This is a genomic window from Pseudomonas sp. C321 (assembly GCF_055407105.1).
Window position 1 is genome coordinate 1 of record NZ_JBUZRB010000012.1, and the last position, 17,868, is coordinate 17,868.

Annotated in this window: 13 protein-coding genes and 3 pseudogenes; 9 read left to right on the forward strand and 7 right to left on the reverse strand. The window is 59.0% G+C overall.

Features of this window, described 5'->3' with window-relative positions; genetic code table 11:
• Window positions 1–204: 204 nt before the first annotated feature.
• A pseudogene (locus ACZRJ6_RS24020) lies at window positions 205–588 on the reverse strand (hypothetical protein); the annotation flags it as partial.
• A gap of 59 nt (window positions 589–647) precedes the next feature.
• On the opposite strand from ACZRJ6_RS24020, the pseudogene ACZRJ6_RS24025 reads away from it, so the two are divergent.
• Window positions 648–776, forward strand: a pseudogene (locus ACZRJ6_RS24025) (transposase); the annotation flags it as partial.
• Here ACZRJ6_RS24025 and ACZRJ6_RS24030 read toward each other — a convergent pair.
• Window positions 757–912: pseudogene (locus ACZRJ6_RS24030) on the reverse strand (cupin); the annotation flags it as partial. The pseudogenes ACZRJ6_RS24025 and ACZRJ6_RS24030 overlap by 20 nt on opposite strands.
• Window positions 913–1,322: 410 nt before the next feature.
• Here ACZRJ6_RS24030 and ACZRJ6_RS24035 point away from each other — a divergent pair.
• The 3 genes from ACZRJ6_RS24035 to ACZRJ6_RS24045 are packed head-to-tail and all read left to right on the forward strand — an operon-like array spanning window position 1,323 to window position 4,647.
• Window positions 1,323–2,666 (forward strand): CHASE2 domain-containing protein, encoded by a 1,344-nt coding sequence (locus tag ACZRJ6_RS24035; RefSeq protein ID WP_463968959.1) that lies wholly within the window; start codon window positions 1,323–1,325, stop codon window positions 2,664–2,666.
• Between the two features lie 37 nt (window positions 2,667–2,703).
• A complete protein-coding gene (locus tag ACZRJ6_RS24040) occupies window positions 2,704–3,069 on the forward strand; it encodes a hypothetical protein (RefSeq protein ID WP_133103076.1) in 366 nt (121 codons plus the stop codon).
• Window positions 3,070–3,081: 12 nt separating this feature from the next.
• Complete coding sequence (locus ACZRJ6_RS24045; RefSeq protein WP_463968958.1) at window positions 3,082–4,647, forward strand: M48 family metalloprotease; 1,566 nt, start codon at window positions 3,082–3,084, stop codon at window positions 4,645–4,647.
• Window positions 4,648–4,742: 95 nt separating this feature from the next.
• Here the strand turns inward: ACZRJ6_RS24045 and ACZRJ6_RS24050 are convergent, their stop codons facing one another.
• Window positions 4,743–6,029, reverse strand: a complete 1,287-nt coding sequence (locus ACZRJ6_RS24050; protein WP_463968957.1) for an OprD family porin — start codon at window positions 6,027–6,029, stop codon at window positions 4,743–4,745.
• Window positions 6,030–6,495: 466 nt separating this feature from the next.
• Here ACZRJ6_RS24050 and ACZRJ6_RS24055 point away from each other — a divergent pair, with 466 nt between their 5' ends.
• Window positions 6,496–8,565: a TonB-dependent receptor gene (locus tag ACZRJ6_RS24055; RefSeq protein WP_463968956.1), complete on the forward strand. Its 2,070-nt coding sequence runs from the start codon at window positions 6,496–6,498 to the stop codon at window positions 8,563–8,565.
• Window positions 8,566–8,638: 73 nt separating this feature from the next.
• Here ACZRJ6_RS24055 and ACZRJ6_RS24060 read toward each other — a convergent pair whose 3' ends face one another.
• The 4 genes from ACZRJ6_RS24060 to ACZRJ6_RS24075 form a co-directional block, all read right to left on the reverse strand.
• Window positions 8,639–8,851, reverse strand: a complete 213-nt coding sequence (locus ACZRJ6_RS24060; RefSeq protein WP_463968955.1) for a hypothetical protein — start codon at window positions 8,849–8,851, stop codon at window positions 8,639–8,641.
• Between the two features lie 243 nt (window positions 8,852–9,094).
• Window positions 9,095–10,201 carry an agmatine deiminase gene (aguA, locus tag ACZRJ6_RS24065; RefSeq protein WP_463968954.1) on the reverse strand — a complete coding sequence of 369 codons (1,107 nt, stop codon included), beginning with the start codon at window positions 10,199–10,201 and terminating at the stop codon, window positions 9,095–9,097.
• A gap of 5 nt (window positions 10,202–10,206) precedes the next feature.
• A complete protein-coding gene (gene aguB / locus ACZRJ6_RS24070) occupies window positions 10,207–11,085 on the reverse strand; it encodes an N-carbamoylputrescine amidase (protein ID WP_463968953.1) in 879 nt (292 codons plus the stop codon).
• Window positions 11,086–11,291: 206 nt separating this feature from the next.
• Entirely contained in the window at window positions 11,292–14,201 is a 2,910-nt protein-coding gene (locus ACZRJ6_RS24075) for an aminotransferase (RefSeq protein ID WP_463968952.1), read from the reverse strand.
• Window positions 14,202–14,489: 288 nt separating this feature from the next.
• Between ACZRJ6_RS24075 and rfbB the strand changes: the two genes are divergently transcribed.
• The 4 genes from rfbB to rfbD are packed head-to-tail and all read left to right on the forward strand — an operon-like array spanning window position 14,490 to window position 17,864.
• Window positions 14,490–15,572: a dTDP-glucose 4,6-dehydratase gene (gene rfbB / locus ACZRJ6_RS24080; RefSeq protein WP_463968951.1), complete on the forward strand. Its 1,083-nt coding sequence runs from the start codon at window positions 14,490–14,492 to the stop codon at window positions 15,570–15,572.
• Complete coding sequence (gene rfbA / locus ACZRJ6_RS24085) at window positions 15,569–16,444, forward strand: glucose-1-phosphate thymidylyltransferase RfbA (protein ID WP_463968950.1); 876 nt, start codon at window positions 15,569–15,571, stop codon at window positions 16,442–16,444. Before rfbB ends, rfbA begins: the two co-directional genes overlap by 4 nt.
• Window positions 16,441–16,986, forward strand: coding sequence for a dTDP-4-dehydrorhamnose 3,5-epimerase (rfbC, locus tag ACZRJ6_RS24090; RefSeq protein WP_463968949.1), 546 nt, complete (start codon window positions 16,441–16,443; stop codon window positions 16,984–16,986). The genes rfbA and rfbC overlap by 4 nt, the downstream gene beginning before the upstream one ends.
• Window positions 16,983–17,864 carry a dTDP-4-dehydrorhamnose reductase gene (gene rfbD, locus ACZRJ6_RS24095; protein WP_463968948.1) on the forward strand — a complete coding sequence of 294 codons (882 nt, stop codon included), beginning with the start codon at window positions 16,983–16,985 and terminating at the stop codon, window positions 17,862–17,864. Before rfbC ends, rfbD begins: the two co-directional genes overlap by 4 nt.
• Window positions 17,865–17,868: the final 4 nt, after the last annotated feature.

The following is a 17,868-nucleotide window of genomic DNA, read 5'->3' on the forward strand; positions in this document are numbered from 1 at the left end:
GGCTTAGTTTTTGTTGGTGTGAGAGCTTACATTTTCTAAGATCCTCGACTCCTTTTCCAGCCGGTCAGATTTTTTCTACACCCTTAAATGCGAAGAGCCTGATAACCATGTCAGTAAATCCATTCCTTTTTAGAAGTGTGAATACTGACCAAATAAGTGGCTAAATGCCATCCTCGGCGTAGGATTTTTCTTTTAAAAGAGTTTTTACTGCGTGACAACTGTAAGTTTTTTCACCAACAAATCAGCCTCAAACGCATAACCTTTCATTGCTGCGGTATCGCTTGGGCTAGGCATTGGACCCGGCAAATGCGTATGTCCAGCCAACTGGGTGTTCATCTCCTGCACCAGGTCGAGCAAATCACACACCACCTGAAACAGGTTCACGCTATCCGACCCGATCCAGTTTTTAGGCGCGACCAATCGCTGGCCATCCCCGGCCACGCTTGTACGCAGGCCCTCGATCCTTTCCTGCATATCACCACCCACGGTGGCGTTGTACTTATCCCCTACCACCAGATTTAGGTCGCGGCCCGTGGCCTGGTGCAAGTCATCTACAGCCGCCACGCTCATTGATCCGCCTGACTGTAGTGGTCTAATGAAACCGGACACCCATTTAGGCGAGAATGCTCGCCAGATCGAGGTGTCAGATGACCAAACAACGCCGCTCCTTTACTCCTGAATTCAAGCACGAGACTGCCGACCTCGTGCTCAAACAAAATTACAGCTGCATCGAAGCCAGCCGTTCACTCGGCATTGGTGAATCGGCCCGAAGACGCCTCCAGGCTCGGTGGTCACCTTACGCATTCTAAGTTGGCGCCCTGCCATGCCCACGATCTCGGGGCCGAGGTCAATCGTTGCAAGTAACTTCACCACAACACCTTTCGTCTCAGGTGCCGCCTGTTCGTTGTTCATCATGCTCTCCTCTTTGCACAGGGCCTACTAGAAGTAGACACCCTAAAAGGTGCGATCGCATGCACTTATCACGGTAATAAAAACGCTAATCCAGGCCAAGGGCTTCGGCGGTTTGTGTCAGGTTGAATCCGGTGCGTCGCTGCACGTCTTCAAGCTTTTCGCCGAAAAACGCGGTGATCTCGGGCACGCGGATGGCACTTAGCCATATTTCTAATTGACACCCCTTCCTTGGTCCTTTAAAAACCCATGCATTCGCTGTGGCTGTTGTGGGGCGAGCTTGCTTGCGTGATGGGTTCGTGGGTGTCGTGTTTATCCCGTGAGCGCGCGTCATCGTTCGCGACCATCGCAGGCAAGCCAGCGCCTACAGAACAGCCAGAACAGCTGCATTACTCGCCTTTATCGAGACATGGATGTCGAAGAATCCCCCTCTTTTCAACTACCGCCGCTATTGGCTCGCTGCCCTTATTGTGTTGCTGGCTGTGCTCGATCCTTTTGGTCTGGCCAGCTCAAGCGACAAGGCCTCCGCGCAGTGGCTCAACCGTATGCTTGCCAGCAAATACCACAACGACGGTCAGCAGCGGATCGCGGTGGTGTTGATCGACGATGCCTATCTGATGCGCAACAACACCTCGTGGCCGATGCCGTATGGCGAGCAGAGCAAGCTGTTCAAGCGTTTGCTGGCGTACAAGCCCAAGGCGCTGTTTGTGGATTTGTTGTACAGCCACGATCACTCGTTCGGTGATCCGGCGCGGGGCAGTCAGTTGTTGGCGAATGTGTTTGAGCGTTATCAGCGTCAGGGCATTGCGTTGTGGCTGGCCAATACCGGGGTGGCGCGGGGTGAGGACGGGCAGGCCAATACGCTGGAGCATTTTGCCCAGGTGAGCCAGCCGGCGCTGGTGGTGTGGGATGGCGTCGACGACAAGTATCCGCTGGCAGTGCCGACGGCGTTGGGGGTGATGGAGACGCCGGCGTTGGCGATGTATCGGCAGTTTTGCAAAGGGCTGGCGTGCGATGAGTTGCCGGCGGATGCCGAGGCAGCGGCGCGGTTACCGCCGATTGCGGTGCAGTGGGGGTTGAAGCTGGCGCCGGAGCAGGTGCGGATTGCCGATATTCGTCATTGCACGCCGTCGCGCAATTTTGTGCTGGATGGCGTGGCGCAGTTTTTCCAGGCGGTGTTCTGGAAGCTCGATGACTCGGCCCAGGCGCGCTGCCCTTACAGTTTTACCTTGTCGGCCAGTGATCTGGAGGTCAGTTCCGAGGAGGATCAGGCCTTGCTCGCTGAGTTGCTGCGTGATCGGCTGGTGATGGTCGGGGCGAATATTACTTCCACGGGCGACTTGGTGCAGTCGCCGGTGCACGGGCAGGTTCCGGGGATTTATCTGCATGCCATGGCGCTGGATAACCTGATCACCGACGGCATGGATTACGACCGGGAGCCGGCGAGTCTGCCGTTCTTCAATATCAATTGGCTGGACGGGCTGGAGCTTGGGCTGTTGGCGTTGATTGCCGTGCTCAAGGCCCTGCACGCCCGGCGCTCGGCCGGCCTGCATACCTGGAGCCGTTGGCGGCGCCAGGAAATCTGGTTTTTCTCTTCGCCTTACCTGTCGTGGCTATTGGTGATGCTGGTGTTGTTGGCGGTGTGTGTGCTGCTGCACTTCAACCACATCACGCCGGTCAACGTGCTGGGGATTGTTTTGCTGTCACTGGTGCTGTTCAGCGAGCGGATCGAAGCCTTTTTCGACCGCGGTCGCTGACGGTGCCGTTTTCTCGTCTTACTCAAGGAACTCAAGGATGAACAGAACCTTCATCGTGTTACTCGTCGCACTATTCAGCCAAGCCGTGCTGGCCGAAACCCACGCCATCAAGGCGTTCCTCGCCGACCCGGTGGCGGTGCTGGATGAGCAGGGCAAGCAAGAGCGGGAAATCGCCCAGAAGGACGCGCCCAAACAGCCGGTGCCCGTGTTGCAGTACAACAAGGCGCTGGACCTGGTGCAGGTGGAACTGGCGGGCCAAAAGGTTTGGCTGGACACCATGGACCTGCGCATCGACCCGCCGCTGAATGTGGTGGACCTGCCCTGCCAGATGATGCCCAAGAGCCTGGCCAAGGACAGTCACAACAATTCCACCATCGGTTTTGGTGCCGGCTGTAATCAATAAGGGAGCATTGCGGTGAAGGGATATCTATTGCTGGCCAGTGCATTGCTCAGTGGTTGTGCCACCTTGAAGGGGGCCGACCAGGCGTTTCTGAACCTGGTGGGGCCGTCGACCCAGTCGCGGGTCCAGGGCCACTATGTCGACAACACCGACGTGCGCCAATACTACAAGCTCGACCCGCAACGCCAGGGCCAGCAGCGCTTGAGCTATGACGGCCACACGGTGCCGGCCGTCGAGGCGCGCCAGCAGAACCTGGTGGATATCCCGATGTTGCAGGTGTACTTGCAGGGCATCGTCACACGCCTGTCCAAGGGCTGGCCGGGGGAGTTGCCAGTGTTGCAGGTGAAGATCACCGACAGTTACGGCTTCGGGCCGTCGGCGGACCCGTACGGCAATATCTTCGTGCCGCTGGGCATGCTGGATAACGTGCGCAGCGAAGATGAAATCGCCGCGATGCTGGGCCATGAGATGAGCCATGTGTTGCTGCATCACCATGACCGCTCGGCGGCGTTCCAGCAGCAGAAGGAAATGTTCACCACCGTCGCGTCCACCGTAGCCCTGGCGACGATGGCGGCAGACACAGGTATCGATCGCAGTTCCGGGACCATGAAGCTGTTCAGCAAGGACCCGGTGGGCACGCAGAAAACCATCGGCAACACTGTGTTGTACACCGCGCTAGCCAATTCCTTTTCCGACAATATCTGGAGCACCGCCTGGGGTCGCAGCCAGGAAGACCAGGCAGATTTGCTGGGCACTGACTTGATGATTCGCGCCGGTTACGCACCCCGCGCGGCGACTCATAGCCTGGAGCGGCTGAATGATTTCCAGGGCAAGCAAAAACCATTGCTCACCGGTTTTCTCACTGCCCGCAAGAACGCCATGCAGGACTCGCTGCAGCAGTTCAACCTCAACCGCTTCACCCAAGAGTTGGACGTGCTGGTCAAGGACGGCCTGACCACCAGCATCGCCGCCACCAGCCAGTATTTCAACCGCTCCCATATGTCAGCCATGGACCGTGACAAGGAACTGCGCGAATACCTGCAACGCGAGTACCGCCAGGAGCGCCGCGCCAGGGTTAACACCCAGAGCTGGCCAAAAGTGCGTGACGCCGCGCCGGTGGCCAAGGCCATGCAGGGCTACAAGGACGCCTACGCCGCCACCGCCGCCCTGGAGAAGAACAAGGTGCCCGAGGCTGACGCCTTTATCCGTCGCGCCTTGAGTTCACCGGTCAAGGACCAGCCGAATATTCGCCGCACCGCCTACACCGTGCGCCTGGCCCAGGGCAAAAACGCCGAGGCGTTGAAGGAGTTGCAGGCAATCAAGGACTGGTCGCTGGCCGGACCTTCGACCTATGACTTGATGATCAGCTACCACCTCAAGCGCGGCGACGGGCAAGCGGCGCTGGCGATGATTGACAAGGCCGAGCGTCACTTGGGTTCGGAAGAGCTGTTTATCACCGAGAAACTGCTGGCCAACCAGCAGTTGCAGAACACTCAGCAGGTGCAGACGGTGCTGCGCAAATGTGAGCAATACCCGATGCGCAAGGCCGGCTGCAAGAAGCTGGCGCCCATGAAAGCCTGAGTACTCGCCGCCAACACGCGTTAATCACAGGCATAAAAAAACCCCGACACGTCGGGGTTTTTTATCGCCTGGTATCAGGCACTGCACTAGATCAATTAGAAAACGTTGATCGGGTAGTCAGCGTACAGACGGATTTCGTTACCGCCCTCGTTGTAGTTGCTCGCGTTGTTGGAGACGCGCAACCAGGATGCACGGGCACGCAGGCTCAGGTCTTTGGCTGGGCCGGCTTGTACCACGTATTTGAACTGGTTGAAGATCTCACGCTCGCTGCCATCGCCACGGCCGCTGCCGTCGTCGATGTTGGTGCCGCGCACGTAGGCAATGTTGTAGCTCAGGCCAGGAACACCGAAGGCGCTGAAGTCGAGGCCGTAGCCTGCCTGCCAGGAGCGCTCGTCTTTACCGTTGAAGTCGGACCAGTAGGAGTTGGCCAGCAGGATGGTGTTACCACCGTCACCAAAGCCGCTATCGTTGCGGTAGCCACCGTACAGGTAAGCGGTGTCACCGGTGCTGCGCTGGTGGGCCAGGGTCAGGCTGTGCGGACCAAAGGCCCATGTGGCGCCCAGGCTCCAGATCTTGTTGTCGCGGGCATCGGCATCACCTTGGTTGTCCAGGGCGAAGCTCTTGTCCAGCTTGGTTTTGTAGCCGTTGAAGTCAAAGGTCAACGATTGTTTTTCTGGCAGGGCCAGCACGTAGTTGACGTTGACGTATTGCTTCTTCAGCACGTTTTCCATGTCGGAAGCATAAAGAGCGGCCGACAGGCTTTCGGTGAATTTGTAGCTACCACCGATGTAGGTGATGTTTTTCAGGTCGCCGCTGTCGGTGCCTTCGGCACTCTTGCGTGCTTCCTTGGTGAAACGCCCGGCGTCCAGTTGCAGGCCTTCGATCTCTTGGGAAACGATGGAAGTACCGGTATAGACTTCCGACAACAGACGGGAATTGTCGTACTCAAGGACCGGCACGGCTGGCATCTGCTCACCGTACTTGATTACGGTGTTGGAGATGCGTGCCTTGACGGCTGCGCCGCCCTTGGCCAGGTCGCTTGCCGCTTCGCCGCTGTCACCTTGCTTGAAGAAGTCGATACCGCCATTGCCGCTTTTGCCTTTACCGCCATCCAGACGAACAGCGTATTGGCCCGTCACGTCGACACCAAAACCTACAGTGCCCTGGGTGAAGCCGGACTCGAACTTGCCGATGATGCTTTGACCCCATTCGGCGTTGTCTTGCCTGCCATTCTTGTAGTCGCGGCTGATGTAAGCATTACGCAGCGCGATGTTCAGGTGACTGTCTTCTACAAAACCCTTGGATTGCTCCTGGTCGTTAGCCATTGCCTGTGTTGCGCTCAAAATCCCCAGAGCAATCAGACCCATCCGTTTATTCAACATCTTTTTATATTCCTTATCACTGGTTGAGTACGCGCTGTGATACCAGGCTCCGTGTAGCTCTTTTGGTGTCGGCTTATCACGGATAAAAAAAGGCCCACGGACGACTGAACATGCCGCGGGCCTTTTATTATTGGGAAGTCATGGCGGTTAGCCACAGGCGTTGGGGCGAATCCTAGTCGCGCCTTTAACTGCATGTCAATTTCGTGAATCGTCTGTATTTAGGCAAAAAAATTCTAAGTAGTATTATTTGGCCATCTCTCGCATGAGGCCGGCGCATTTGCAGCTCATTGAGTGAACATCCATCTGTCTCTCAGGGAAGTTTCCCGGTGCGACAAAATATCCACGCAAAAACACATTCTGTAACATATTGCCGAGAGAAATCGCACAAGAATGAATAACGCAGGCAAATAGTAAGCATTATCATTCGCGCACTATTTCCTACCCTTCTTTTCGGATGCACTCCCAGATGCCTGCCCCTCGCCTGACGCCCATAACCATTGGGCTTTGCGTATTGCTGTCCGCCGGATTTGCATACGCCGCGACCACTCTGCCCGAAACCTCCATCAGCGCCGAAGCTGACGAAGACGATCCGCGCATCAAAGAAACCACCACCGCCACCCGCACCGCCACGCCCGTGCGCTACGTGCCCCAGGCCATTGATTCGGTAAAGACCGAAAATCTGCGCGCCTACGGCACCAATGATCTGGGCCAGGCGCTGAGCGGTATCCCCAACGTCAGCAGCGGCGCCGACACCCGTTTTGACAGCCTGCGTATCCGTGGCTTCGAGGCCAGCAGTGACTTCTACCTGGACGGTATCCGCGACGACAGCCAATACGTGCGCGACTTGCACAACATCGAGCGCATTGAAGTGCTCAAAGGCCCGGCAGCAGTGTTGTACGGGCGCGGCGGCCAGGGGGGCATCGTCAACCGGGTGAGCAAACTGCCCCAGGCCGGTCACGCCTCCAGCATTGAAGCCCAGGGCGGCAGCAATGACCTGCGCAGCCTGTACGCCGACCTCAGCACTGACCCCTCCGACGACATCAGCCTGCGTCTGAACATGGGCAACCAGGACAACAACAGTTTTCGCGATGGTGTCAGCGGTAATCGACAACTGTTTGCACCGTCCATGAGCTGGCAACTGACCCCGCAGCTGAATTGGCTGGTGCAATACGAATACAGCCGCTACAACCGCACGCCGGATCGCGGTATTCCCGGCGTCAATGGGCGCCCGGCGGATGTCGGCCGCGACACCACCTATGGCGACAATCGCGACTATATCGACGATACGTCCCAGTCCCTGCGCTCCAAACTTGCCTACGAACTCAACGACAGCTGGCAACTGCGCCACACCCTCGGCGTGTTCAAGCTCGACAGCGATTTCGACAACACCTACCTGACCGGTTACAACGCGTCGACCAACAAAGTTACGCGCCAGCGCTGGCAGCAGGACCTGACCACCCGCAACATCTTCAACAACGTCGAACTGGAAGGCGGCTTCAGCACCTTCGGCCTGGAGCACCGTCTGCTGACCGGCGTGGAGCTGGGCAGCCAGCGCCGTGACCCCAAGCTGTACAGCGGCGGCCAGGCGGTGCCCGGCCTTGATTTGAACCAGCCCAATCGCGACCTGAGCCACACCGGCCCCATGACGATTTCCAGCAACAACCACACCGAAGTCGAAAGCCAGGGCCTGTATGTGCAAGACCAACTGCGCCTGAACGATCAGTGGCAACTGCTGGCAGGTTTGCGTTACGACCGCTTTGAAGTGGATACCACCAATAAAGTGGCCAACACGCGGCAAAAGGTCGACAGCCACAACACCAGCCCGCGCGTGGGCCTGGTCTGGACGCCTCTGGAAAACCATTCGTTCTACGCCTCCTGGAGCAAGACCTTCTCGCCTACCGGTGGCGGCCTGATCGGCATTACCCCCAACGCCGCTGGCAACGCCAACGACCTGAGCCCGGAGCTGACCAAGCAGAAGGAAATTGGCGTCAAGAGCGACTGGTTCGACGATCGCCTGAGCACCACCCTGGCCGTGTACGAGCTGGAACTGTACAACCGCCGCACTCGCGACCCTCTGGACCCGACTACCACCCTGCTCAGCGGCCTGCAACGCTCTCGCGGTGTAGAGCTGACCGCGACCGGGAAGATCGTCGGTAATTGGTATGTGCGCGGTGGTGTCGGGCTGCAGGATGCCAAGGTCGAGAAGGACAACAACGGCTTTGAAGGCAAGCGCATCAGCGACGTGGCCAAGCGTAACGCCAGCCTGTTCGTCACCTGGAAGCCCGAGATGGGCTGGTACGCGGAAACCGGGTTGACGTTGGTCGGCGATCGTTATGCCGATAACGCCAACACAGTAGTGCTGCCGGGTTACGGGCGCTGGGACGCACTGGCCGGATTCCGGCAGAAGGAATGGGATGTAAGGGCGGCGCTGAACAACATCAGCGACAAGACGTACTACGCGTCAGCGACCAGTGCGTTCCAGATTCAGCCGGGCGATCCGCGTAGCTTGGTGGTGACAGGAACATACAGCTTTTAGGCACTACCGCACTTTTTGTGGCGAGGGGGCTTGCCCTCTCGCCACAAGGTCAGTGCAGATCTGGCTCTGTTATTCAGTCTTTCATCAACTCACACAACACCTGCAGTTCATCCTCGCTCAACAGCCCCACCGGATATCGCTCACTCATAACCCGTCGCGAATCAGGCGTCCTGATCTGTCGCGAGCCGTTTGCCCTCAACCAAAGTGCCAGCGCCTGAATCGCGTTGCCATCCACCATCAAGGGATGGGAGGTGCGCGTGTAGATCGTGTTGATTTCGGCGTTCATTCCAGCGTTCTCTCCTACTGCGTAAGCGGTCAACTTACTCAAGGTTTATGACAGAACCGTGCAGTCACACACCTTGATAACCGTCACAAAGCAGATACAAGGGCGATGCCAATGTCTGCAGTTTGTCGCCGCGCAGACACAAAAAAGCCCACGACCTTGACGGGCCATGGGCTTGCTGCAATCGCCAGAACAACATCCCGGCTGACAGTCACTTCCTGGGGAAATCGGCTGTTACAACTGCACTCAGATTTTGTGCGGTGCCGGCTGCTGTTGAGTCAGGCAATGGATATTGCCGCCCCCCAGTAACAGCTCGCGGCCCGGCACCATCACTACTTCATGCTGCGGGAAAAGGCCCTGAAGGATTTCCCGTGCGCGGCTGTCCAGCGGGTCGTCGAAACTCGGCGCGATGATGCCGCCATTGACGATCAGGAAGTTGACGTAGGAACCCGCCAACCGCACGGTCGGATTACGCTCCTGGGTGCCATCCACGGGATCAACACCGGCGCACTCTTCCTCGGTCGCATACAGCGGGCCAGGAATCGGCATTTTATGCACTGTGAACGAGCGGCCCTGGGCATCGGTGCTGCTTTGCAACACGTCCAGTGCGGCGTGGCAGCGCGCGTAGTTCGGGTCTTGCGGGTCGTCGGTCCAGGCCAGCAATACTTCACCTGGGCGCACGTAGCAGCAGAAGTTATCCACATGGCCGTCGGTTTCGTCGTTGAACAGGCCATCCGGCAGCCAGATGATCTTATCCACAGCCAGGTTGGCGCTGAGCACCGCTTCGATTTGCGCACGGTCGAGGTGCGGATTGCGGTTGTGGTTAAGCAGGCATTCTTCGGTGGTGATCAGGGTGCCTTCGCCGTCGACGTGAATCGAGCCGCCTTCCAGCACAAAGCCTTCGGTGCGGTAACGCGGGCTGCGCTCGATCTCCAGGATCTTGCCGCCGACCTGGGCATCACGGTTCCACGGTGAATACAGGCCACCATCAAAACCGCCCCAGGCGTTGAAGTCCCAGTTCACGCCACGGACTTCACCGCGGTTATTGATCACAAAGGTCGGCCCGGTATCACGTACCCAGGCGTCGTCGCTGGACATTTCCACCAGGCGAATATTCGGCACGTCCAAACGGGCACGGGCGTTCTCGTACTGGCCGGCCGAGACCGCCACGGTTACCGGCTCAAAGCGGGCGATGGCCTTGGCCACCGCTACGTGGGCAGCCTGCGCCGGCTTGCCGCCCAGACGCCAGTTGTCCGGGCGCTCGGGCCAGATCATCCACGCTTGGGTCTGGGTCGCCCACTCGGCCGGCATGTAGAAGCCGTCAGCGCGAGGTGTGCTGTGCAAAGTGGTCATGGCGGTCAGGACTCCAGGGAACCGTCGAGGGTTTTCAGAGCGCCGTACAGGTTCGGGCGGCGGTCACGGAACGAACCCCAGGCACTGCGGATGTGCTCCAGTTCGTCGAGGTCAAAGCTGTGCACCAGGATGCCTTCTTCGGTCTCGTTGAGTTCTTCAACCTTTTCGCCGAACTGGTTGGCGATAAACGACGAGCCGTAGAAGTCGATGTCGTAGCCGTCCTGCTCTTCGTTGCCAATGCGGTTGCTGGCGATCAGCGGCATCAGATTCGCGCCGGCATGGCCTTGTTGCACGCGTTGCCAGTGATCACGGGACGAGATGGTCTTGTCATGTGGCTCGCTGCCGATGGCAGTCGGGTAGAACAGGATTTCCGCGCCTTGCAACGCCATGCTGCGGGCGCATTCCGGGAACCACTGATCCCAGCAGATGCCCACGCCGATTTTCGCGTAACGGGTGTTCCACACTTTGAAACCAGTGTCGCCGGGGTTGAAGTAGTACTTTTCGTGGTAGCCAGGGCCATCCGGGATGTGGCTTTTACGATAAATACCGAGGTTGGAGCCATCAGCATCGATGATCGCGATGCTGTTGAAACGCGCACGGCCGGCCAGCTCGAAGAAGCTGATGGGTAGAACCACCTGCAACTCCTTGGCGATTTTCTGGAAGTGCTTGATGGCGACGTTGTCTTCAACAGTGGTCGCCAGTTGCAGGTAATCCGGGTTGGGCTTCTGGCAGAAGTACGGGCTCTCGAACAGTTCCTGGATCAGGATGATCTGCGCGCCTTTGGCTGCGGCCTCACGGACCAGCTTTTCAGCGGTCTCGATGTTGGCTTCAAGGTCCCAGGAACAGGCCATCTGGGTAGCGGCGACGGTAACGATACGGCTCATGAATCATCTCCTGGGCGGCGGTCAGTGATCAGGGTGGCAGTGATCGATGACAGAAAAGGGAACGCTAGACGCCAGTGTATAGCGTCGGGGGCATGGGCGACTTTATAGCGGATAAAAATCGGCTTTTGAAGTACCCATAGATCCACTCATCGAAAAAAATCCTAAAATTACCGATAACAATCGGGTTATCCGGGTGAATGATCGCCTTACAACTCCTCACCCAACACCTTCGACAGCATGTCGACAAAGAAATCCACACTGCGCCTGGAGGTGACCATCGGCGGCTTGATCTTGAGGATGTTCAGATAATCCCCGGTCGGCTGCATGAATATCCCCAGCTCCCGCAGCCGATCACACAGCAACGCGGTTTCTTCGGTGGCCGGCTCCAGGGTCTGCCGATCACGCACCAACTCCAGCCCCAAGTAGAACCCGGAACCATGCACCGCACCCACCAAGGGATGGTGCTCAGTCAACGCTTCCAACCGCGCCTTGAAATGCCCGCCCACCACCTGGGCGTTTTCCCACAGCTGTTCTTCTTCCATGACATCCAGCACCGCCATGCCAATCCGGCAACTGACCGGACTGCCGCCCGAGGAAGAAAAGAAGTACCCCTCGGCCTCCAGCGCCTCGGCGATTTCCCGTCGGGTGATCACCGCGCCCAAGGGTTGGCCGTTGCCCATGCCCTTGGCCATGGTGATGATGTCCGGGACCACACCCTGCTCTTCAAACCCCCAGAAGAAATGGCCCATACGCCCGTAGCCCACCTGCACTTCATCGGCGATACACACACCACCCTGGGCGCGGACCAGGGCATATACCTGTTGCAGATAGCCCGGCGGCAGCGATATCCCGCCAGCATTGCCGTACACCGGTTCGCAAATAAAGCCCGCCAGTTGGCGCTTGTGGGCGGCGATTTTCGCCAGATTGTGTTCGACGCTGCGCACGTAGTCTGGTGCGCTGTCCTGGCCGCGAAACTCGCCGCGATAAGTGTTCGGCGCGGTCACCGGGTGCACCCAGTCCGGGCGGCTGCTCAGGGCCAGGGGGTTGTCGGCAATCGAGGTGGACACCGCATCAGCGGCCACCGACCAGCCGTGATAAGCCTCCAGCACGCTGAGCATGTCGCGCCCGCCGCTGTAGGCCCAAGCCAGGCGGATCGCCAGGTCATTGGCCTCGGTGCCGCTGTTGACCAGAAATACCCGGTCCATGGAATCCGGCGCCAGCGCCAGCAAACGCTCGGAAAACTCGGCAATCGCTGCGTAGTGAAAGCGTGAATTGGTGTTGAGCAGCGACCATTGCCGCGCCGCCACTTGCGCCATGCGCGGATGACCATGGCCCAGCACTGCGACGTTATTGAGCATGTCCAGGTAGGAACGGCCCTGCATGTCGATCAGATGATTGCGCCAGCCGCGCTCGATACGCGGCGGGTCGACGTAATAATGCTTCTGCGAACGAGCGAAACTGGCGTCGCGCCGGGCCAGCAAGGCGTCGGAGTCCAGCTCCGGCTCGGCGTCACAGGCCAGCCCCAGCAGCGCCGCTGGCGAAGGGCACAACGCCTGCCACGCCTGCGCCCGTGACGGTGAGCAGAACAGCGGCGCCTCAAGATCGGCGCGGCACACTTGTACCGTCAACGGCCCACCGGCCTCGCCGAGCACCTGGCCCTTGAGCACCGCTGCGCCAGGCTGCAATAAGGCTTTCACGCCCCACAGCCAAACAGTCAATTGAGCGCTGTGCAGCGACAGCCTGCCATCGGCTGCATAGTGCAGGGTACCGGCGAACGGTGATTCCACGGTGGTGCCGTCGGGCACCCATAGCTCTACGTGGATCGCAAAGGTGTCTGGCTCAGCAGAACTGTCAGCACAGGTGCGGGACAGCCGATATTGACCATAACGACTGGCCGCCAGCCCATGAGCCGCCGCAGCCTCGTGCAAAAGTCGCCGATCAATACCGGGCAGCTCCCAGTTGCCCGCCTCGAAATGCGGGCTGAGTACGCCCAGGTCAATCAGCGCGAACTCGCGCCCCACCAGCCCCGGCAACAACGGCGCGAAACCCTCACTGGCAATGGGTGGCAAGGCGCCACCGACGCAGGTCAGGATCGCTGCATCCATCAGTTCAAAAGGCACGGACGTGGCAACGTGGAAAATCTCCCACTCATGCTCGGCATTCTTCAGCAGGTACTGGTTCTGCGGATCGAGGCGCTGCTGCTGTTCACTGCTGAGCACCAGCACCGCCGCACGGGCAACAATCAGCGGCCACAACACCTGCAACTCTTGCGGCTGCAAAGGCGTGATGGCATGACAGGCGTGAATCGCCGGCAGGATGGCAAACGGATCACCCTCGGCGTGATGCAGCAATGCGGCGCACGTCACCGACAGGTCGGCGATGCGCCAGGTGCGCACCAGGTCGCCGAAATCGATGACGCCCTGGATCTGCCAGTGGCGCTGCTCATCCCGATGCCAGACCACATTGTCATCGGTGATGTCCATGTGCACCGCTTGCTGGGGCAGGCCATCGGCCAAGGGTCGCACCCGCCGCTCAACCTGCTCTGCCACTTGCTCAAGGGCCGCACGCTGCGGCAGGTTTTCCAGGGTCGACAACAGATAGGTAATCAGTTCATGGGCATGGCGCGGGTCCCATTGCAGGGTGCGCGCAAGGCCCGGATGCTCGAAGCTGGCCAACGCCTGGCTCATACGCCCGCAAAGCTGGCCAAATCCGGCGATCACGTCACGGCCCAGATGGGGTAGATGGGTCAGCGGCTGGCCGTCGATATAGTCCAGCAGCCGCAGGCGCACGGTTTGCCCGTCGACCGTTTCCGTCAGCAACTCTTCGCCATTGAGGGCGGCAATCACCCTCGGCACCCGCACATCCGCGTGTTCCTGCAGGTGCTGGAGGGCAGCGTGCTGCGCCTGCAACTCAACGGCGGCATAGTCGCCCCGACAGATTTTCAGGACAAACCGGCCGCGATCACTGTCGACCCGGTAGTTGAGGTCTTGCTGGCTGCCCAGAGACTGCAACGTGCCGGTGAGGCCATAATGCTGCTCAAGCCATTGCAACGCCTGCTCAGGGCCGACCTGTGGACACGGCAAACTGGCGCGGTGAATCAACGTGGCGAGCAGCATGTGACGACCCCTTGGTGTTTTATCAGGCGCTTATATCGCCACTGTTGGAGGGTGTTAAGCAACCCCCGAAGCTGCATGAAATGTCTCATTCAATGCTGTTGTCTTCGATAACCAACCATTTTTGCGTAACCGTAACCCATGGTGAAGATTGATACAGGAGATCTCGGTCTTGCGAAAAATGAATCCCGACGCCCTCCAATCTGACCACCGCCCCTTGCACCGCTCCCCGCATGCCCGCAAGCTATGCACCATTCGCTCAATGTCCGTCTAAGGAAAAGGCCTCTCGACATGCGTATTCTTGTCACTGGTGGTGCAGGTTTTATTGGCTCCGCGCTAATCCGTCATTTGATTCAAAACACCGAACATGAAGTTCTTAACCTCGACAAGCTGACCTACGCCGGCAATCTTGAGTCGCTGACCAGCATCGCGACCAATACCCGCTATGAGTTCGTCCAGGCAGATATCATCGACCAGGCCGCCGTCAGCGCAGTCTTGGCGCGCTTCGAGCCCCAGGCGATCATGCACCTGGCGGCCGAATCCCATGTCGACCGCTCCATCGACGGCCCTTCGGATTTCATCCAGACCAATATCGTCGGCACCTACAGCCTGCTGGAGGCCACCCGCGCCTATTGGCAGACGCTGGCGGAGCCTGAAAAGAGCGCCTTGCGCTTCCACCACATTTCCACCGATGAGGTGTATGGCGACCTGCACGGCGTCGATGACCTGTTCACCGAGACCACGCCCTACGCGCCAAGCTCGCCGTATTCCGCCAGCAAGGCCGCGTCCGACCACCTGGTGCGCGCCTGGCAGCGCACCTATGGCCTGCCGGTGCTACTGACCAATTGTTCGAACAATTACGGGCCGTTCCACTTCCCCGAGAAGCTGATCCCGCTGGTGATCCTCAATGCCCTGGCCGGCAAGCCACTGCCGGTGTACGGCGATGGCCTGCAAGTGCGCGACTGGCTGTTTGTCGAAGATCACGCCCGCGCGCTGCTTAAAGTCGTCACCGAAGGCGTCGTAGGCGAGACCTACAACATCGGCGGCCACAACGAGCAGAAGAATATCGACGTGGTCCGCAGCATCTGCGCCCTGCTGGAAGAGCTCGCGCCACAGCGCCCAGCTGGTGTTGCGCAATTTACCGACCTGATCACCTTCGTCAAGGATCGCCCAGGTCACGACCAGCGCTACGCTATCGACGCCAGCAAGATCGAGCGAGAACTGGGCTGGGTGCCTGAAGAAACCTTTGAAACCGGCCTGCGCAAAACCGTACAGTGGTACCTCGATAACCTGGAATGGTGCCGCAGGGTCCAGGACGGCAGTTATCAAGGTCAACGACTTGGCTCCACCGACATGAAGGACCTGATTGCATGATGAAGGGAATTGTATTGGCCGGTGGCTCCGGTACCCGTTTGCACCCCATTACCCTGGGCGTTTCCAAGCAGCTGTTGCCGGTGTACGACAAGCCGATGATCTACTACCCAATCTCGGTGCTGATGCTGGCCGGGATCAAGGATATCCTGGTGATTTCCACTCCGGTGGATCTGCCGCAATACCGCAACCTGCTGGGAGATGGCAGCCAATTCGGCGTGCGCTTTACCTATGCCGAACAACCCTCCCCCGATGGCCTGGCCCAGGCATTCCTGATTGGTGAGGAGTTTATCGGCGAAGACCCGGTGTGCCTGATCCTGGGCGATAACGTCTTCCACGGCCAACATTTCGGCGACCAACTACGCACTGCTGCTGAACGCCCATCCGGCGCCACCGTGTTTGGCTACTGGGTCAAGGACCCGGAACGCTTCGGCGTGATCGACTTCGACAGTGAGGGCCGCGCCCTGTCCATCGAAGAAAAACCGGCCAAGCCCAAATCGAGCTATGCGGTAACCGGCCTGTATTTCTACGATAATGACGTGATCAAGATCGCCAAGGCAGTCAAGCCGTCGCCGCGCGGCGAGCTGGAAATCACCGACATCAACAATGCTTACCTCAAGCGCGGCGACCTGCATGTCGAGCGCTTTGGGCGTGGATTCGCCTGGCTCGATACCGGCACCCATGACAGCCTGTTGGAAGCCTCGACTTATGTGCAGACCATTGAGCACCGCCAAGGGCTGAAAGTGGCCTGCCTGGAAGAGATTGCTTACCAAAATGGTTGGATTGACCTCGAACATTTGCTGGAACGGGCCAAATATTTTGGCAAAACCGGCTATGGTCAATACTTGTTCACACTCGCCGGGGAAACTCAATGAATGTAACCGCGACCCAGTTGCCCGGTGTTTTGATCATCGAACCCAAGGTTTTTGGTGACGACCGCGGCTTTTTTTACGAGAGTTTCAACGCCCGGGATTTCGCGCAAGCGACCGGATTGGAACAACCGTTTGTGCAGGACAATCATTCGCGCTCACAAAAAAGCGTGCTGCGCGGCCTGCACTATCAACTGGAACATACCCAGGGAAAACTGGTGCGGGTCACCGCTGGAGAAGTACTGGATGTAGCGGTGGACATCCGCCGCAGCTCACCCAACTTCGGCCAGTGGGCAAGCGTGCGACTTTCCGCCGAAAACAATCGGCAACTTTGGATTCCACCAGGTTTCGCCCATGGTTTTTTGGTACTTAGCGACTACGCCGAGTTCCTCTACAAAACAACTGACTACTACGTCCCGACCGCCGAACGCTGTATTCGTTGGGACGATCCGGACCTGGCCATCGATTGGCAGCTCAGCGCTCCGCCCATCTTGTCCGCCAAGGACCAGAACGGCAAAAGCCTGCAAGAGGCTGATCTGTTCCCATGAGCACGCCCCTGAAAATCCTCATCAGCGGCCAACACGGCCAGGTTTCCCAAGAGCTGCAACAGCGGCTCAAGGGCCTGGGCGAATTGGTGATCCTGGGCCGCGACCAGCTCGACCTGACGTACCCCGAGCAAATTCGCCAACAGGTGCAAGCCCATCGCCCTGGGTTAATCATTAACGCCGCAGCCCATACCGCCGTCGACCAGGCCGAAAACGAGCCGGATGTCGCCTTCGCGATCAACGCCACGGCGCCAGGCATCTTCGCCGAAGAGGCCAAGGCCCTGGGCATCCCGCTGATCCACTACTCCACCGACTACGTATTCGACGGCAGCAAAACTGCGCCCTATACCGAAGACGACGTGCCAAACCCGCTCGGCGTCTACGGCAAGAGCAAGCTGGCCGGTGAGCAGGCCATCGCGGCCGTGGGCGGTGAGCACCTGATCCTGCGCACCAGTTGGGTCTACTCGACCCACGGCAAGAATTTCCTGTTGACCATGCAACGCCTGCTGCAGGAAAAACCGCATATGCGCATCGTCGCCGACCAGATCGGCGCGCCGACCTGGGCCGGGAGCATCGCCAACAGCACCCGCGCCTTGATCGAGCGCTGGCAGGCAGGCCAGGCAGGCAAATGGGGCACCTATCACCTGACCGCCCAGGGCGAGACCTCCTGGTTCGGTTTTGCCCAGGCCATTGGTGAGCAATTGCTGGCCGAAGGCAAGGCCTGCGCCGAGTTGGAAGCAATTCCCTCCAGCGCCTATCCAACGCCGGCAAAGCGCCCCTTGAACTCGCGCCTCGATTGCAGCCGTCTACAGCAACAATGGCAAGTCTCGCAACCACAATGGCACGACGCATTGCGCGAGTGTCTTGCCGGGCAGCACTAGGCAT

Bases quoted from the DNA above. Each gene is read 5' to 3' on its own strand.
- aguB (WP_463968953.1), bottom strand. From the start codon at position 11,085: ATGAGCCGTATCGTTACCGTCGCCGCTACCCAGATGGCCTGTTCCTGG.
- ACZRJ6_RS24050 (WP_463968957.1), bottom strand. From the start codon at position 6,029: ATGTTGAATAAACGGATGGGTCTGATTGCTCTGGGGATTTTGAGCGCA.
- rfbC (WP_463968949.1), top strand. From the start codon at position 16,441: ATGAATGTAACCGCGACCCAGTTGCCCGGTGTTTTGATCATCGAACCC.
- ACZRJ6_RS24040 (WP_133103076.1), top strand. From the start codon at position 2,704: ATGAACAGAACCTTCATCGTGTTACTCGTCGCACTATTCAGCCAAGCC.
- aguA (WP_463968954.1), bottom strand. From the start codon at position 10,201: ATGACCACTTTGCACAGCACACCTCGCGCTGACGGCTTCTACATGCCG.
- rfbB (WP_463968951.1), top strand. From the start codon at position 14,490: ATGCGTATTCTTGTCACTGGTGGTGCAGGTTTTATTGGCTCCGCGCTA.
- rfbA (WP_463968950.1), top strand. From the start codon at position 15,569: ATGATGAAGGGAATTGTATTGGCCGGTGGCTCCGGTACCCGTTTGCAC.
- rfbD (WP_463968948.1), top strand. From the start codon at position 16,983: ATGAGCACGCCCCTGAAAATCCTCATCAGCGGCCAACACGGCCAGGTT.
- ACZRJ6_RS24075 (WP_463968952.1), bottom strand. From the start codon at position 14,201: ATGCTGCTCGCCACGTTGATTCACCGCGCCAGTTTGCCGTGTCCACAG.
- ACZRJ6_RS24055 (WP_463968956.1), top strand. From the start codon at position 6,496: ATGCCTGCCCCTCGCCTGACGCCCATAACCATTGGGCTTTGCGTATTG.
- ACZRJ6_RS24060 (WP_463968955.1), bottom strand. From the start codon at position 8,851: ATGAACGCCGAAATCAACACGATCTACACGCGCACCTCCCATCCCTTG.
- ACZRJ6_RS24035 (WP_463968959.1), top strand. From the start codon at position 1,323: ATGTCGAAGAATCCCCCTCTTTTCAACTACCGCCGCTATTGGCTCGCT.